This window comes from Micromonospora sp. TSRI0369 (assembly GCF_001905625.1).
Classification (GTDB): domain Bacteria; phylum Actinomycetota; class Actinomycetes; order Mycobacteriales; family Micromonosporaceae; genus Micromonospora; species Micromonospora echinospora_A.
Map to the genome: position 1 here is coordinate 13,132 of NZ_LIVU01000016.1, position 16,047 is coordinate 29,178.

General features: G+C 73.3%; 12 protein-coding genes. 7 read left to right on the plus strand and 5 right to left on the minus strand.

Going from position 1 to position 16,047, the window contains the following annotated elements:
* Positions 1-6 precede the first annotated feature (6 nt).
* From AMK25_RS29930 to AMK25_RS29960, 7 genes are read left to right on the plus strand one after another with little or no spacing between them, the layout of a single operon-like run.
* Positions 7-996, plus strand: coding sequence for a hypothetical protein (locus AMK25_RS29930; protein ID WP_073831710.1), 990 nt, complete (start codon positions 7-9; stop codon positions 994-996).
* Positions 993-3,833 (plus strand): thiopeptide-type bacteriocin biosynthesis protein, encoded by a 2,841-nt coding sequence (locus AMK25_RS29935; RefSeq protein ID WP_073831711.1) that lies wholly within the window; start codon positions 993-995, stop codon positions 3,831-3,833. The genes AMK25_RS29930 and AMK25_RS29935 overlap by 4 nt, the downstream gene beginning before the upstream one ends.
* Positions 3,826-4,878 carry a hypothetical protein gene (locus tag AMK25_RS29940; protein WP_073831712.1) on the plus strand — a complete coding sequence of 351 codons (1,053 nt, stop codon included), beginning with the start codon at positions 3,826-3,828 and terminating at the stop codon, positions 4,876-4,878. The genes AMK25_RS29935 and AMK25_RS29940 overlap by 8 nt, the downstream gene beginning before the upstream one ends.
* On the plus strand, positions 4,875-6,932 hold the full coding sequence (locus AMK25_RS29945; protein WP_073831713.1) for an ATP-binding cassette domain-containing protein: 2,058 nt from the start codon (positions 4,875-4,877) through the stop codon (positions 6,930-6,932). The genes AMK25_RS29940 and AMK25_RS29945 overlap by 4 nt, the downstream gene beginning before the upstream one ends.
* Positions 6,925-7,764 carry a hypothetical protein gene (locus tag AMK25_RS29950; protein WP_073831714.1) on the plus strand — a complete coding sequence of 280 codons (840 nt, stop codon included), beginning with the start codon at positions 6,925-6,927 and terminating at the stop codon, positions 7,762-7,764. Before AMK25_RS29945 ends, AMK25_RS29950 begins: the two co-directional genes overlap by 8 nt.
* Positions 7,761-9,023, plus strand: a complete 1,263-nt coding sequence (locus AMK25_RS29955; RefSeq protein ID WP_073831715.1) for an FAD-binding protein — start codon at positions 7,761-7,763, stop codon at positions 9,021-9,023. The genes AMK25_RS29950 and AMK25_RS29955 overlap by 4 nt, the downstream gene beginning before the upstream one ends.
* Entirely contained in the window at positions 9,020-10,087 is a 1,068-nt protein-coding gene (locus tag AMK25_RS29960; RefSeq protein WP_143194816.1) for a glycosyltransferase, read from the plus strand. The genes AMK25_RS29955 and AMK25_RS29960 overlap by 4 nt, the downstream gene beginning before the upstream one ends.
* Here the strand turns inward: AMK25_RS29960 and AMK25_RS29965 are convergent.
* The 5 genes from AMK25_RS29965 to AMK25_RS29985 are packed head-to-tail and all read right to left on the minus strand — an operon-like array spanning position 10,027 to position 16,037.
* Positions 10,027-12,183, minus strand: coding sequence for an AfsR/SARP family transcriptional regulator (locus AMK25_RS29965; protein ID WP_073831717.1), 2,157 nt, complete (start codon positions 12,181-12,183; stop codon positions 10,027-10,029). The two genes, AMK25_RS29960 and AMK25_RS29965, sit on opposite strands and share 61 nt — an antisense overlap.
* Positions 12,180-13,097: a DUF6734 family protein gene (locus AMK25_RS29970; protein WP_073831718.1), complete on the minus strand. Its 918-nt coding sequence runs from the start codon at positions 13,095-13,097 to the stop codon at positions 12,180-12,182. Before AMK25_RS29970 ends, AMK25_RS29965 begins: the two co-directional genes overlap by 4 nt.
* The gene (locus AMK25_RS29975; protein WP_073831719.1) at positions 13,094-13,894 is read right to left on the minus strand and encodes a hypothetical protein; all 801 of its coding nucleotides are present in this window, start codon (positions 13,892-13,894) and stop codon (positions 13,094-13,096) included. Before AMK25_RS29975 ends, AMK25_RS29970 begins: the two co-directional genes overlap by 4 nt.
* Positions 13,879-15,030: an aminotransferase class V-fold PLP-dependent enzyme gene (locus AMK25_RS29980; RefSeq protein ID WP_083664869.1), complete on the minus strand. Its 1,152-nt coding sequence runs from the start codon at positions 15,028-15,030 to the stop codon at positions 13,879-13,881. The genes AMK25_RS29975 and AMK25_RS29980 overlap by 16 nt, the downstream gene beginning before the upstream one ends.
* On the minus strand, positions 15,027-16,037 hold the full coding sequence (locus tag AMK25_RS29985; protein WP_073831720.1) for an NAD-dependent epimerase/dehydratase family protein: 1,011 nt from the start codon (positions 16,035-16,037) through the stop codon (positions 15,027-15,029). Before AMK25_RS29985 ends, AMK25_RS29980 begins: the two co-directional genes overlap by 4 nt.
* Positions 16,038-16,047 lie beyond the last annotated feature (10 nt).

A 16,047-nucleotide genomic window follows, 5' to 3' on the forward strand; every position in this document is an offset into this window, starting at 1 on the left:
GGCCGCGTGGGCCGCGTGGAGCAGGTTGTCTCGCCGGACACCGCTGATCCGAGAGCCGGCGCGGAGTCGCCGTACCCGCTGGTGTGGCTTCGAGGCGGCCCGGAGGAGTCGCGCAGCCTCGTCCAAGGGCTGGAACTGGTCCGTCACGTGGCGGCCGGGGACGTCGCCGAGGGCTGGCTGTGCATGATCGCGAACGGCACGGCGCACTACCTCTCGACCTTCGCGTCCGACGAACTGCTGGACCGGACGTACGCCCGGGACAACCAGGTGTTCGGCGTCGTCGCACCGGTGGGCGTGCTCCGTCCCGATGGAGACGGGACCGCGCGGATCGACGGACGGTGGCGTTTCGCCTCCGGCGCGGATCGGGCGACCTACCTCGCCATGGGCTGCGTGCCGGTGGAGGGCCGGCGGCGGAGTGCGCTGCTGCGCCGGGACCTGCTCCGCGTCGACGAGCCCTGGGCCGGGCCGGGCCTGCTCGCCACCACCAGCCACACACTGCGAGCCGATGACGTCCACGTCGATGAGACAGACGTCGTCGACCTGACCGACGTCCCGTCGGACCGGCCCACCGGCATCTACGGCGACGGGGAACTCTTCCTGGCCAACATGCCCGGCGTGCCACTGGGCCTGGCCGAAGGTCTGCTGGCACTGCTCGGGCCCACCGTCACGGGCACCTCGGCGTGGGCGACCACCTACAGCGATGCCTACAGCAGGTGCGTCCTGGCTCGGCACGGCGTCACCGACATGCTGCGGGACCTCGACACCCTGGCCCGTAACGGGCGTCTCAAGCCGTTCGCCCCGCCGTTGCGCGCCGAGTTCCGGGCGCTGCTGTCCGGGGCGTACCACGTAGCGCTGGACGCGGTCCTGGCGCTGGCGGCCGCCTGCGACACCGCCGACCCCGCGTTGCGGGCCCGGCTGGTCACGGCGCGGCGGGACGGTGAGACCATGCGCCCGCACGGTGCCATGCGTTCCTACCTGCACGGACGGTCGGGGTGAGTGGCGGTACGGCGCCCCGGCTGAGCGTCGGCGACTGGTGCCTGATCCGGGTGCCGATGCTGCCTGCAGTGCCGCGGGTCGACCCCGCCGACGTACACGCGCACGAGGCGGCCGGGCGGCTGCTCGACCTGGCGGTCGGGTACGCCTCGACGTACGGCCGGTCCTCCGGGCCGGACGGCGAATGGCGGGCCGATCGGACCCTACGGGCCGTGTACGCGGCGCGGGCAAGGCACCGTCCCACCCCGTTCGGTCTGTTCGCCTTCTCCGCCCGGGCCGACCTGGTCGACGACCCCGGACCCACGCGGGTCGACCTGGAGACCGACGTCGTGGTACATCCGGTTGACGTGCCCCGGCGCATCGACGAGTGGTTCGCCAACCCCACCCTCGCCGCCGACGCCGGCCGGTGGATGTACCTGCGTCCGGACCGGGGCGCCGCCTCGTCGGCCCCGGACACGCCCGCGCTGCGTCTGATCGCGCAGCGCCGGACAACCGGCCCTCGTGGCGCCGCCGACTGGATCGGTGAACTAGGCCGCGAGGAGTTCGACAGGTGCGTCGAGCAGCAGGTGCTCCTGCCGGTCCACACGCCGGGACCGTTCGTCGACACGCCACGTCTCGACCGCCCGCGGCTTTCCGCGGCCATTCCGCAGCCGCATGCGGTGACGGTGGGCGCTCTGATGGCCACCGAGCGGCCGTTCCGCCCAGACCAGTTCGCCGACGCGTTCAGCGCGGTGCGTCCCGCAGTGGACCGGACGGCCGCCACCGCCCTGGTCGCCGGCGCGGCCCGGCTGCTCGGAATGACCTGGCCCTGGGACCGGCTGGCATCCCTGCGCAACCACCTGGAGTCCATGGTGAGCGGTGGGGCGGTGCCGCTGTCCTGGTTGCTGAGCGCACCGGTGGACCATCCGCTCGGTAGCTGGCGCCGGGAACCAGCGCCGCCGGTCGGGACCGAGCCGCCGCCCGGTCCGGCCCGTCGGCTGTTCGTGCCCGCCGAGGACCGGGACGGCGTGTTGGTCGACTGGTGGCGGACCGCTCAGGACGTGGACCGCTGGCGCCCGCGGCGTACCTCCCGGGCGGGCGGACCGGCCGGTCCGGTCGCGGCCGTCGAACCGCCGAACGGCATGGTCTGCGGCGCAGTGCTGGCCAACCCGGTCTCCGGGACGGACGTGTGGCTCAAGATGGCCCTGTCGGGACTCTGGCACGGTCCGGGTGCGCGGCTGGCGGACGTGGTGGCGTTGCCGGCGCCGCCGGAGCGGGTGGACCCCGACCGGCTGACCGTCGAGCTCGGCTGGACGCCCGTCGACGGTCGTGCTCCGCTGACCCGCCGGCCGGCCGGGCCGCTGCCCCGGTTGAACCTCAACCTGCCGGCCCGGCCCGGCGACATCGGTCTGGCCGACCTGGCGGTGACCGTGCTCGACGGTCGCCTGCACCTGGTGCACCGGCCGGACGGGCGACTGGTCGAACTGCGGTTCGACAGCCCACTCAACCTGGATCAGCCGACCAACCCGTGGGTGGTGCGGCTGCTGGGGATGGTGGCCGTCGAGGGCAACGCCACCGGCCGGATGATCGACCCCGCGTTCCAGCTGCCCCCGGGGTCGGTTGTGCCCCGGATCACCGGTGGCCGCTGTCTCTTCGCCCGGCGCGGGGTGGTCCTGGACGCCGGTCACCGTGCCGACCTGCTCGCTCTCGCCGACGACCCGGGCGCGCTGGCCGGGGTGCTCGGCGAGGTGGGGCTCGGCCCGGTGGTCGAGGTGACCGAACGCTCCGCGGACCTGACGCTGCGGGTGGACGTCACCGACGCCGACCACCGTCGGTGGCTGGTTCGCCGGCTGCGCCGCTCCGACCGGCTGGTCCTGCAGGAGGCACTGCCCGTCGCCACGCCGGTGACCTCACGGCTCGGCGACCACGCACACGACGTCTGGGTGCCGTGGGTGCGCGCCGACCTCCCGGCTACCGCGAGGCTGGCGAGCACCCGGATCGTCAGACGACCGCCGGCCGCAGACCCCGAATGGACCAGTTGGTACGTCTACGCGCCGGACCGGATAGTGGAGACCTGGCTGGCCCGTGCAGAGGTGCTCGCCCTGATGGACCGCGGTGAACTGTTCCACATCCGTTACCGGGACGACCGCCCGCACCTGCGGCTGCGGCTGCGGCTGCCGGCAGCCACCCCGGAGCTGCTGGCCGACCTGCGCGCCCACCTCGCCGCCTGGTCACCGCACCACCCCTGCCCGGTGGAGACGCACCCATGGGTGCCTGAGGACCACCGGTACGGCGGCCGGGACGCCCGCGCCGCGACCGTGGCCCACTTCTGCGCCGACTCGGCGTGGTGGATCCGCCGCCTGGCCAGAACCCCGGAGGTCACCGCGCGGTACGTCCTCGCGGTGACCCGGATCGCCACCTGGTGTCACCAACTCGCGGGGCCCGACGCGGTGGCCTTCCTGGCCCGGTTGCGCGGCCTGGACCCTCGCCTGCCGAGTAGCCGTGACCAACGGGAGTGGATGGCGAGCTACCGCATCGCCCGGCCCCAGCTGGAAGACCGGTTCGCGACCGAGAGCCGCGTTCCCGAACCCACCCTCGCGTACCTGACCGGGCTGGAGCCGGACGCGCGCCTACTGGCGCTCAACAGCCTGATCCACATGACTGTGAACCGGGGCCTCCCGCTCAACCAGGCGGTGTCCCGGGAGCCGGAGATCGTGATGGCCGCCGCCCGCCTGCTACGGGCCCGTACGGCTCGCTCCGTGGATGCCGGTCGGGCCGGCCGGTCGTCGGCGGAGCGCGTCGCCACACCGGCGACGGCGTGCCCGACCCGCACACCCGACCGGGACGGCGCGGATGTCTGACCCGCAGGCCGCCGGGCGTCTGCTCGCCAAGCTCGTCGTCGAGTTGCGGGAGCGCGGCGGGGCTCCTGCGGCGACCCTGGCCGGCATCGCACTGCTCGCACAGCGCCTGCACCGGCGACCACTCGCGGCCGGGCTGACCCGGGTCGCACTCGGCGCCGGGCCGGCTGCCGACGACCGCACCGCCTGGCTGCTCCACCGGTTGGCCCGGGAGTGCCTCGGCGACGAGCCGGATGACCCGCGCCTGGTTGCGGCTGCCCACCGGAACGCCGTCGCCGCGCTTCGGGCCCAGTACCGGTCCGACCTGGAAGCCGGAAACGTCGACCTGATCAACGGGGCCGGCGGGGTGGGCATGCGACTGTGGGACGTCGCCGACGACGAGTTGCGGGGCAGCATGGCCGCCTCGCTCGCGGACGTGGCCCGGCGGATCGCCGCACAGCGTAGTAACGGCCTGTACCACGGCCGCCCGGGCAACCTCCTGCTCCGGCGGATGCTGGCGGACGTCGCGGACGAGCAGGCCGCGGCCACGACGGTTGTTGGCGACCTGCTCCGACTGACCCCCGCCGCGCTGGACACCGGGGAACTCGGTGTCGATGGCGTCACCCTGTGCTCAGGGCTGCCGGGGACGGCGGTCGCGCTCGGCCCCGACGTGGACGCCGCGCTGGCCGTCTCGGTGACGCAGGCGCCGGTCACCACCCCGACGCTTGCCCGGCTGGCCACCCTGGTCGCCGATCCCGGCAGCGACGAGACGCTCTGTCACGGCCTGGCCGGAGTGGCCCTGGCGGCCAGGCTCGCCCCACTCTGGGCCGGCCTCGTACCCGATGACCTGCGTGTCCGGCTCACCGCGCGGCTCGTCGCCTATCTCGACCGGACCGACGACGGCGGGCTGAACGCCGTGTTCGGCATGCCACTGGCGCACGCCCTGCTCAGTGGTCCGCTGGGCGTCGCGTTGGCGCTGGTGGAGGCGACCGAACCGACACCGCCGTGGTGGGGCGCGGTTCTGAGCCTGGGTGACGGGACGGCGACCGTGGTCGGAGCGCGGGGATGACCTTCACCCTGCAACGCCAGGACAACGACTGCGGCGTGGAAGCCCTGGTCGTCAGCCTGCGGCTCCTGGGACACGACCCGCCCGAGGCGCGGCTGCGGGAAACACTCGATGCCCGGGGCGCCCGATCGATGCGGGAGTTGAGGGACACCGCCGCCGAGGTCTGCGGTGTCGGCTACCGGGGTACGCGCGACTGCCCGTTCGACGCGCTGACCACCGGAGCGGTGGTGCACCTGCGCGCCGACCACTTCGTGACAGTGATCGGCCGGCGGTTCCGCCGCGTCAGGATCTTCGACCCGGCCACCGGCCCGGAGTGGCTGGACGAGCGCCGGTACCGGGAACGTTGCTCCGGCTGGGTGCTGGTGCCGCGGGAAAGCCCCGCACCGAGCGTCCGGCCCCGCGTGGCCCGGCTCGGGTGGCTGCGCCCGTTGGTACGGGCAGGAGGTCTCCGTTTCCGTCACGTCGTGCCGGTACTCGCCGTCAGCCTGTTGCTCTACACCGGGTTGACGCTGCTCAACCTGGTGCTGATGCCGTACCTCAACCGGGCGAGCGGGCAGGGCGGGGACAGCGCTCCCGGCCTCGTCGCCGGCCTGATTCTGTTCTTCCTCGCGCTCAGCGCGATGTTCTGGTTCCGGCACCGCCACCTCACCACGCTGGGGCTGGCGTTCGACAGGGCCCTGCTCAACCACCTGGTGGACCGGCTCTCCCGGACCGCCACGAACGTCGAGACATCGTCCGGTTCCCTGCTGCACCGGGTGACCACCGTCCGCGAGGTCCGTGAGGGAAGCACCGGGCTGGCCCTGGCGGTGTTCACCGACGTCTGCGCGGTGCTGGTCCTGATGAGCTTCATGGTGTCGATGTCGCTGCCGCTGTCCGCGGTGGTCGCCGCGCTCGCCGTCGGGCACGTCGGGCTGACCATGCTGGCCCGGCGGCCGATCGTGCGGCACTACGACGAGCGGCTCCGGCTCGAGGGTGAGGTCCACGAGGTTCTGATCACCCTCACCCGCGGGCTGTCCACATTCCGGGGACTGGGTGCGACCGGGCACCTGCGAGACACCCACGCGCGCCGCCTGGACCAGCTCAACGAGGCGATCCGCGCACTGAACTTCCGGCTTTCCTGGGTCACCGGCCCGACCGAGGCGCTGAGGTTCGTCGGTCTCTACGCGATTCTGCTGGTCGGTTCGGTGCTCGTCTCCGCCGGCGCGGTCAGCACCGGAGAACTCTTCGGCTTCCTCACCATGGGTGGCACGGTGATGTTCGCCGTGGTCAACGTCGCGGAGAGCCTGCCGGCCGCCGCCCAACTGGAACGACAGCTTCGCTACGTCGCGACCCTGATGGACCTGCCGGTGGTACCGGCCGGCACCCGCACCGAGCCGGTACCGGGTGCCCCCGCTGTGGTGCTGCGCGACGTCCGGGTGCACCGGCCGCGCGACGGGTTCGACCTACGGCTGGACCTGCATGTGGCGAGAGGTGAGACGGTCACCGTCGGCGGGGCGAGCGGTGCCGGCAAGTCGACGATGGCACGGATCGTGTGCGGGCTCGATCCGGTCCCGTCCGGCTACGCCGAGGTGTACGGCGTCCCCGTCGCCGACTGGGACCCCGACCGGCTCCGCCCGATGGTCTGCTACGTGCCACCCCGATCGGACTTCGCCCGGACCAGCCTGCGGGACAGTCTGTGCAGCGGTGCCGACGACATCGGGGAGGCGGACCTGCACGAGGTGCTTCGCCTGTTCGAGCTGGACGAGGTTCTGCGACCGCTGCGGCTGGGGCTGCGCACCACCCTCCAGATCGACAACGCCACCTTCAGCGCCGGGGAGGTACAGCGGTTCGCGCTGGCCCGGGCGTTGCTGCGCCGGCCGTCCCTGCTCATCCTGGACGAGGCCACGAACTCCCTGGACCGGGCGATGGAGCTGCGACTGCTGCGAGCGGTGCAGCAGCGGGTGGAGACCCTCGTGGTGGTCAGCCATCGGCCGGTCGCGGCGCATCTCGGCAGTCGGCACCTTGTGGTGGAACGGTCCGCCGACGGCATCTCCCGGCTGGTGCCCGACCATGGCTGAGGGGCTGCGCGGTGTGCACGCGTACTGGCGGGTGCCGGGCCGGCGGCCCCGGGCGTACCGGCAGCTGGCCGCAGCCACCTGGCTGCTCAGCGTGCTGTCCTGGCGGCGTCACGCCGGCCCGGTCGAGTTGTACGCCGACGCCCCGACCACGGACTGGCTGGCCGGGCTGGGCTGGCTCGACCTCTACGACCGGACCACACCGCTCGACGACACCGGGCTCGACCACCGGTACGACAGGAGCGCCTGCTTCGCGCTGCCGAAGCTGCTCGCCCTGGCCCGGTTCCCGGACGCGGTCCTGGTCGACACCGACGCCTACCTGCTCGCGCCGCTGCGGCTCACCGGCCCCGGATCGCACTTCGCGCACCTCGAGGTGGGGGACGGTGATTTCTATGCCGGCCTGCGCGGCCTGTGCAACCCGGCCGGGGTGGATCTGCCCGACGCTCCCGGACTGGTCGGTAACACCGCCCTGTTCCGCGCCGCCGACCGGGCACTCGCGGATCGGATCAGCGCCACCGGTCTGGCCTTCCTGGACGGCAACCCGGCCACTCACGGGCGGGACCCTCACCTGCACATGACCGTTGCCGAGCAGGTGCTCGCCACCGACCTGACGGTGCGCGCCGGCCAGCCGGTCACCAGCATCTTCGCCGCCCGCTGGTCCACCCGCTCGCTGCGCTGGCTGAGCCCACCCCCGGCCTTCGGCCACCTGTGGAACCTGAAACGAGGCGGCGGTGCCGAACAGATCGTCGAGGTGTTCACCATGATCCGCCGGATCCTCGTCAGTGACTACGGCGTGGCGCCCGGGCAACTGCGCGTCGCCCTGGAGCAGGCATGACTGCCACAGCCCTGCCAGATCTGCTGGCGAACGCCGGTGCGGTGGTCCGCGCGGCCCCCGACTCCACCGTCCCGCGTGGACACCGACCCGACTGGTTGGTCGAGCCCGAATCGCTGGCCGGACTGATGGCCGTCGTCGGTGTGCTCAACGCCGCCGGGATCCGTTGGCGGGTCGACGCACTCGGCCGCAACTGGGGCTATGACGACGCCCGGGTGCCCGAGCCGGGTGCGATCGTCCGGCTCGCCCGGCTGGACCGGCTCGACCTCGACCCGGAACTGGGCCTGGCCACCGTCGAGCCCGGGGTCACCTTCGCGCAACTGCAGCGTGCGCTCGACGAGGCCGGTGCACCGTACCGGCTGCCCCCACCCGGCTCCGGTCCGCACACCTCGGTGCTGGGCAACGCTCTCGACCGAGGGCTACTGGCCGGGCTCGGCGAACGCGAACAGCATTGCCGGGACTTCCTCGTGCTCAGCCGGGAGGGCACACTGTCCCGGCTCGACTGGACCGGCGACGAGGACGACCGGGTCCGGCGCGCGCTGCCCTACCCGCCCGGTCCGCACTCGCGCGGGACGGTCTTCCAGACCGGAGGGCACGGTCCGGTGGTGGTCGAGTTGACGCACGTCCTGCCGCCCGCGGTGCCGTACACCGCGCCACTGGTGCTGCTCGCAGGCCCCGAACCGACCGAAGCACTGCTGCGATGCTGGCGGGAACTGCTGCACCATCGGCTGGTCACCGGCTCACTGCTCCAGCCCGTGGCGCGGCGGCAGATGCAGGGCGTCACCACCGCTCATGACGGTCTGGTGCTGTACCTGACCGTCGGCGCCGTCTCCCGGCCCATGCTCGGTACGATCGTCGCCGAGATCCGGCGGATCGCCGGGCAGCACGGCCTGCGGGTGGCTCTCGACGCAGTCGGCCACGCTGACGACCTGCGCGTCGTCGGAGGAAGCGCGGACCAGCCGGAGGCGGTCGCCGGCCGCCCGGTCGGATTGGAGTGGCACACCGCCTGCCTGCCGTTCGACCCGGCGCTCGTGGTCGCGTACTGGCGGGCCAACCAGGACGATCCGGCGTTGGCCGACGGTCCGTGGACCCTACGCCCGCTGGACTCCCGCGCGCTGGTGTGGCTGGCCCCGTTCACCTACCGCAAGAGCGATCCGGCCAGCCGGTCCGATCTGCGTCGCCGCGTGGTCGCGTTCGAACGGATACGAACCGCGTTCGGCCTGACCGCGTACCGCCGTGGCGGCCTGTGGACGCCTCGGTGAGGCACCTGCTGGTGCTCAGCGGGTACCGCCTGGCGGAGGGCCGCTCCGGTGAGGCCGTTCACCTACGCGAGCTCACCCGCGCACTGACCGTCGCCGGGCACCGGACGACCGTGCTGGACGGACCACTGCATCCGGGCCGGCCGGTGAGCGACCCGCAGACCGAGCTCGGTCCGCTCCGCGCCGAACTGGACCGGCTGCTCCGCGCCGACCGGCCGGACGCGGCCCTGCTCTGGCCGGGAGCCGACGGTGAGGAGACGCCTCTCGTCGATCGGTTGGTCGCCGCCGGGGTCCGACTGGTCGTCGAGCACCCTGCCGCCGACCTGCCACCCGCCGCCGGAACCCTCGAACGCGCCGACGAGGTCGTCGTTCCGTCGGCGTACGCCCGGGAGCAGCTCGCGGCCGGCGGTGGCCCGTGGGCACACGTCGTCGCGCCGATGTCGCGCCCCTGCGCCTGCCCGGCGGTGCGCCCGCCGGTCGGCCGGCGCGGACCGGTCCGGGTCACCTTCGTCAACCCCGAACCAGCCAAGGGCCTCGGCGTCGTGCTCACCCTGGCGGGGGTCGCTGCCGCGCGCCGGCTGCCGTTCCGGTTCCGGCTCGTGGAGGGGCGGTGGACCGCTGTTGACCTGCGCCGGGTCGGCGTCGACCCGGACCGCTGCCCGAACGTGGAGGTGACGCCGTTCCGGGAGGACGTCTGCGCGCTGTACGCCGAGACCGATCTCCTGCTCGCGCCGAGCCTCTGGCGGGAGAGCTTCGGCATGGTCGCGCGGGAGGCGACGCTGCACGGCCTACCGGTCCTGGCGACCCGGGTCGGTGGCCTGCCCGAGGCCGTCGGCGCCGGTGGCGTCTGTCTCGACCCGCCGGCCAGTGACGCCGACTACGCGGTGACGATGAGCGCTGCGGAGATCCGGCGTTGGTTGGAGGCAATGGTCGCTGCCGTACGGGGCGACGCCCCCCAGGTGGCACCGGGCCTACGCGCCCGCGCCGCCGCCGCGACGGTGGCTGCCTACCAGGAACTTCTCGACTGGCCGACGGCGGTCGGCACCGGCGGGCAGGCGCGTACGTGACTGTGCCGGTCGGCCAGGGCGGCGGCGATGCGATCCGCCAGTTCCGGCCAGTCCCGGTCCTGGGCGAGGGACTGCACCGCGATCAGGTTCGCCCGCTCCTTTCGCAGCCACCCGGCCGGATCGGCGAGGGTGCGGTTGTGCAGGTCCACGTCCGGCGGCGGCGTGGGTTCGGCGGGGTGCGGAGAAGCCGTGATCCGCCGGACCGCCTCGCCGGCCAGCACACCCCAGGTGTGCGCGGCACGGGCCACCGGATCGTCGCCCGGCGGGTCGCCGCCCTCCCCGGCGGCCACGAACGCGGCGACCAGTCGATGGACCAGGTACCGGTTCGGCCCCGGGGCCGAACCCGGGGCGAGGGTCAGTAGGTGACAGCGGACCAGTTCGTCCAGGACGCGAACCGCCTCGCGGGCACCGAGACCGGCGCAGGCGACCGGTACCCAGTCCGGCACGGACGGAGTCGGCAGCTGGGCCGCCGCCGCCAGCACCCGGGTCGCCGATGGGCTGAGCGACCGGTGAACGGCGGCCAGGCCCTCCCGCACCGAGAGCCCGTCGACTGCGAGTTCGTCGAGCAGGTGCCGTGGATCGGCGAGCAGTTCCGCCAGATCGGTCAGCCGCGTTCCGGATCGGACCCGGGCCGCCGCGATCCTTAGCGCGAGCGGCTGCCCGCCGCAGGCCCGGACCACCGCCCGCGCGGCGGCCGGCGCCACCTCACTCCGCCGGTCGTCGAGGTGCGCCGTCAGCACGTCCAGCCCGGCGCACTCGGGCAGCGGGTCCACCCGGTGCCGCCGCGCACTGGGGAGGTCCAGCAGGAATCGGCTGGTCACCAGCACCGCGCAGCCCGGGGCGGCCGGAACGAGCGGCTGGACCTGGTCGACCGAGCCGGCGTCGTCCACCACGACCAGCAGCCGCCGGTCGGCCAGCCGGCTGCGGTAGAGGGCGGCGCGTTCGTCAAGCGAGTAGGGAAGCTCCCGGTGGTCCACCCCGAGGCCCCGTAGCGCCTCGGCGACGACGTGCCGGGGCGCCCGCGCCTCGGATCCGCCACTGCGCAGGTCGAGGTACAGGTGACCGTCCGGGTAGTCGGCCCGGACGGTGTGCGCGATCCGGACCGCCAGGGCGGTCTTCCCGACACCGGCCATCCCGTGCAGCAGCAGCACCGGTGGGGCCGGCCGGCTCTCGGGGCCTTCCTCCGCGTGCAGGTGGGCGCCGAGGTGGACGACGTCGTCGGCCCGCCCGGCGAACGGCACCGGAAACGGCGGCAACTGCGCCGGGCGGCAGGACGTCGAGACGGCCGGACGGTCGCCGACCGTGGTGGCGGCGGGCTCGGCCGGTGATCCTCCCGGGGCTTTCAGCGCGGGATCCTGACGCAGGATCGCCGTCTCCAGTTCGGTCAGCGCCGGACCGGGATCGAGACCGTACTCGTCGACCAGGATCTCCCGGCCCCGCCGCCCGACCCGCAGCGCGTCCGGCTGCCGTCCGCTGCGGTACAGCGCGAGCATGAGCTGGATGCGCAGCCGCTCCCGGAGCGGATGCTCGGTGAGGTACTCGGTCAGCTCGGTGACCAGCCGGTGGTGCCGGCCGAGCGCCAGTTCCAGGTCGACCAGCCACTCGTACTGATCCAGGCGGGCCTCCTCCAGGCGGGCCTGTGCCGGTTCAAGGAAGTCGCCGCTGGCCCCGGAGAGGGCCGGGCCCCGCCACAGTGACAGGGCGGACCGCATCAGGCCGGCTGCGGTTTCCGCCTCGCCCCGGGCCGCTTCGGCGCGGGCCAGGGCGGCCTGGTCGGTGAAGAGGGCCAGGTCCAGCTGCTCCGGGCGCAGTTCGAGCCGATACCCGCCGGGTTGGGTGGAGATCGGATTGTCGGACGAACCGGCCGCGCGGATGGCCCGCCGCAACCCGTGGATGTCCGACTGGACCTGTGCGCGGGCGGTCGTCGGTGGCGCGTCGCCCCAGGTCGCGGCGATCAACCGATCCACCGTGACCACCTGGTTCGCGTGGAGCAGGAGATATGCCAGGATTCCCAGCCGGCGGGGCCGATGGATCTCGGCCGGGCGCGCTCCCACGGTGACGCCGACCGGACCGAGCACAGTGAACCGCAGGGTCATGGCCCCGACACCGGTCCCCGGCTCCGCACCTCGGCGACCGCCGGGGCGAGAGAAGCGAGCGCGGTGAGCCGGTCCAGGTCCGCCGGCCAGTTGCGGGCGACCTCGGTGACCAGTCGGCGGACGTAGCGGGCCTGCCGCAACGGGTCGCGGGCGAGCAGACGCTTGCGGATCCAGGTGTGGTGGAACGGAGCCCTCCTCGTGTCGCCCGACCAGGCTCGCTCCCGGGGATCCCAGACCGCCGGCGTCACCGGCGCGTAGCTCAGTCCGAGCCGCTCCGCCTCGCACAGCACCAGTCGTTGTTCGCAGAAGGCCGGCAGGGCGACCGGGGCGCAGCCGGCCGGATCGGCGTTGCCCCGCATGAACGTGCGGGCAGCGGTCGTGAAGGCGGCCCGGTGCCGTTCGTTGTTGAACACCGCCAACGCGGTGTTCGCTGCCAGGTCCGGCGGGGTGCCGGCGACCCGGTCGGTGCCGGGGAGTCGCTCCAGCGGCGGGTAGATGTCGCCGGTGGCACGCTCGACGTGCGCGAAGACGAAGTCGGCGCAGGTGGTGTCGACGGAGGAGAGCAGAAACAGGTCGAGGTCGAGCATGGCCACCGGGGCGCGCTCGGCGGCCAGCGCCACCAGCTTCCCGCCGGTGTAGTAGACCACCGGGTCGACGTCGTACGGGGTGACGTCGTCGAGGTCGGTGGACACGTCGGCATAGAGGTCGAGCAGTCCCAGTCGGTCCAGCTGGTGGGCGCCTGCGTCGTCGGTGTAAAGGCGGACCGGTCCGTGGAATCGTTGCCACGAACGAACCGACAGGACGGCGGTGACGACTTCCCACGGCGTGAACTCGTACGCCACACCTCGGGCTCGGCTCGGCGCGGTCCAGAGGGTGTGGAAGGCCGGCACCTCGGCCACCGGGGAGCTGTTCACGCCTTCTCTCCCACCAGGTGCGCGTGTCGACCCAGCATGGCCAGCTCCGGGTTCCGGCCGGCGGCGTCGTCCAACGCGAACACCGTCTCCGGGTCAAGAATCCGGTCGCCGTGTCCGGCGGCCAGGACGTCGTGGAAGACCCGGACGCCGTACCGGCCCACCAGGCGCAGTCCGGCCGCCTCCATCCGCTCCGCGACCTGCCCGACCGGTAGCGCCGCTCGGCTGAACCGGTGCCCGTCGAGGCCCACGGTGAGAGTGCCGGAGCGCAGCCGGTCGAGCAGATCACCGGGGTCCGCGCCCCGCGCGGCGGCGGCCAGCAACTGGCCGTACGGATTACTCACCACCACGGAGACCAGGCAACCGACGGGCACCGCACGCAGGCAGCCGTCCAGGGCCGCACCCCAATCGGGTACGTACTCCAGCACGTTGTGCAGGCTCAGTCCTCGCGGTCCGGACCGCCCGATCAATGCGGGCACGTCGTCGAGGGTGCCGGGGACGATGTCGCACCGTGCGAGCAGTCCCGCCCGGGACAGTCGGCGACCGGCCGCGTCCCGCAGGTCGGCGGCCGGCTCGACCAGGGTGACCCCATGGCCGTCCCCGGCGAGGTCCACGGCGAGCAGACCGTCCCCTGCGCCCGCGTCGAGCCACCGGCGTGGCCCGTCGGTCAGGTGTCGCCGGAGATTGGCGACGATCAGCCGGTGCCGCAGTCGTTGCCACGATGTCTCCACCAGCGTCGTGTACTGCGCGGCGAGCCCGTCGAAAGCGTACGGCGCTCCCGGCTTCACAGCCTCGTCCACAGCCGCTCCAAATCCTCGTCGGTGGTGTAGTAGTGCGGGGCCAGCCGGATGTGGGCGGTTCCCGGACCCGGCATCCGACGCACCGAGGTGACGACCCGGCCGGCCAGCAGCCGCCGGGCCAGGTCCTCGGCGTCGACGCCGTCCCGGCGGAACGCCGTGATGCCGCTCCAGCGCTCCTCGGTGGCTCCGGGCACCTGGTAGCCACGCCCGGTGAGGCCGGCGACAAGCGTCCGGCGCAGCGACCCGAGCCGGTCGGCGACGGCCGGAACCCCTACTTCGTGCAGCAGGCGCAGCGCGGCCCGCAAACCGAGCAGCCCGAGCACGTTGAGCGAACCGGGCTCGAACCGCCGTGCGCCGGCGGCGAGCACGCCGTCGGCGGTGTACCGCTTCGGGTCGTCCATGCTGTGCCAGCCGACGACCGGGACCCGGAGTTGCTCGAGCAGTGCCCGGCGGACGTAGAGCACGCCCATTCCGGCCGGGGCCAGCAGCCACTTGTGCCCGTCGGCGGCGAGGAAGTCGACGTCACGAGCGTCCACCGGGACGGCCCCCAGGGTCTGGATCGCGTCCACCGCCAGCAGCACCGACCGTCTGCGCAGGGCGCGGCCCAGGCCGGGCAGGTCTGCCACGGGCCGACCGGTGACGAAGTGGGCGGTGGAGACGACCACCAACCGGGTCCGGTGGTCGACGGCGTCGAGCACCTCATCGGTGCCGACGGGCGTGTCCCGGTACGGCAGCGTGGCCACCTCGACGCCTTGCTCCCGGAGACTGGTCCAGGGAAGTAGCAGGCTGGGGAAGTCGTCGGCGGCCACCAGGATCCGGTCGCCGGCTTGCCAGCGCAGAGCCCCGGCCACCGTGCCCAGCGAGGCCGAGGTGGACGGGCTCAGAGCGATCTCCTCGGTGTCGACCCCCAGCAGTTCGGCTGCGAGACACCGCACGTCTTCTGCCAGGCCCGGGCAGAGCAGGTCGAACTGTCCTTCTCGGCCGGCCCGCTCCAGGTAGGCGGTGACCGCCTCCACCACGGGCCTGGGCAGCGGAGCGACTGCGGCATGGGCGAGGAAGGTTCGATCCCGGCTCACCGGGAACAGATCCATTCGGAAGTGCGCGTCCCGCAGGATCCGCTCCAGCGGGCCACTCATCCCGCTGGTCCCGCCGTCGCGTACCGCACGGTGCGGGCCAGCCCGTCGGCGAGCGAGACGGTGGGCACCCACCCCAATTCGGTCCGTGCCCGGGTGACGTCCAGGCTCTTGACAATCGGCCGGTCCCGGCGCGGGCCCCGGAACAGCGGCTCCCGCGCCACACCGTCGTACGCCTCGCTCACCATCCGGGCGACGGCCCGTATGGCAGTGGGACGGCCGGAGCCGAAGTTGTAGCAGCTCCCGGGACTCCCGGCGAGACGCTCGGCCACCCGCAGGTAGCCCTCGACCATGTCACCGACGAACAGGAAGTCCAACCGCGTCGTGCCGTCATCGCGGTCGCCGAAGTCGTACGGACCACCCTCGCGCAGCCGCCGGAGTGCGTGTGGCACCAGGCGGGAGGTCTGTCGATCGCCCGGCCCGTAGGTGTTCATGAACCGGCACACCGAGGCGGCTAGGCCGAAGGTGCGGGCGTACGCCTGTACGGCCACGTCGGCAGCAATTTTCGAGGCGCCGTAGAGATTCGCCGCCGCGCGGGCCGGGTCCTCCTCGTGCAACGGCCGATCGTCGTGGTTCTCGCCGTAGTAGCCGCCGGTGGAGGCGAGGACGAAGGCGGTTCCTTGGTCGATCCGGCGGACCGCCTCCAGCAGCGTGTATGTGCCGCCGGCGTTCACCGCGAGGGTGTCGGCCGGCGTGCGGATGCTCTCCGGCACCAGGGGCTGGGCGGCCAGGTGGAAGACCGTCTCGGGACGCCACCGACGCAGTGCCGCGACCACCGCCGCCTGGTCGCGGACGTCTCCACGCATCACGTCGACCTCGGCTCGCGCCGGATCCCCGCAAAGTACGCCGGGCTGCTCCGGTTGCCGGTCGAAGACGCCCACCTCGGCGCCGAGCGCGACCAGCCGGAGCACCAGATGACCACCGCCGAAACCGCAGCCACCAGTGACCATGACCCGCCGGCCGGCCCAGAATCTCGCCGGGTCGACGCTCGCGGGCGGGTGCCCTGCCACGGAGGGGAGT

Excerpts from the sequence above, each read along its gene's own strand:
- AMK25_RS29945 (WP_073831713.1), top strand. The coding sequence starts at position 4,875 with ATGACCTTCACCCTGCAACGCCAGGACAACGACTGCGGCGTGGAAGCC.
- AMK25_RS29950 (WP_073831714.1), top strand. The coding sequence starts at position 6,925 with ATGGCTGAGGGGCTGCGCGGTGTGCACGCGTACTGGCGGGTGCCGGGC.
- AMK25_RS29965 (WP_073831717.1), bottom strand. The coding sequence starts at position 12,183 with ATGACCCTGCGGTTCACTGTGCTCGGTCCGGTCGGCGTCACCGTGGGA.
- AMK25_RS29955 (WP_073831715.1), top strand. The coding sequence starts at position 7,761 with ATGACTGCCACAGCCCTGCCAGATCTGCTGGCGAACGCCGGTGCGGTG.
- AMK25_RS29980 (WP_083664869.1), bottom strand. The coding sequence starts at position 15,030 with ATGAGTGGCCCGCTGGAGCGGATCCTGCGGGACGCGCACTTCCGAATG.
- AMK25_RS29940 (WP_073831712.1), top strand. The coding sequence starts at position 3,826 with ATGTCTGACCCGCAGGCCGCCGGGCGTCTGCTCGCCAAGCTCGTCGTC.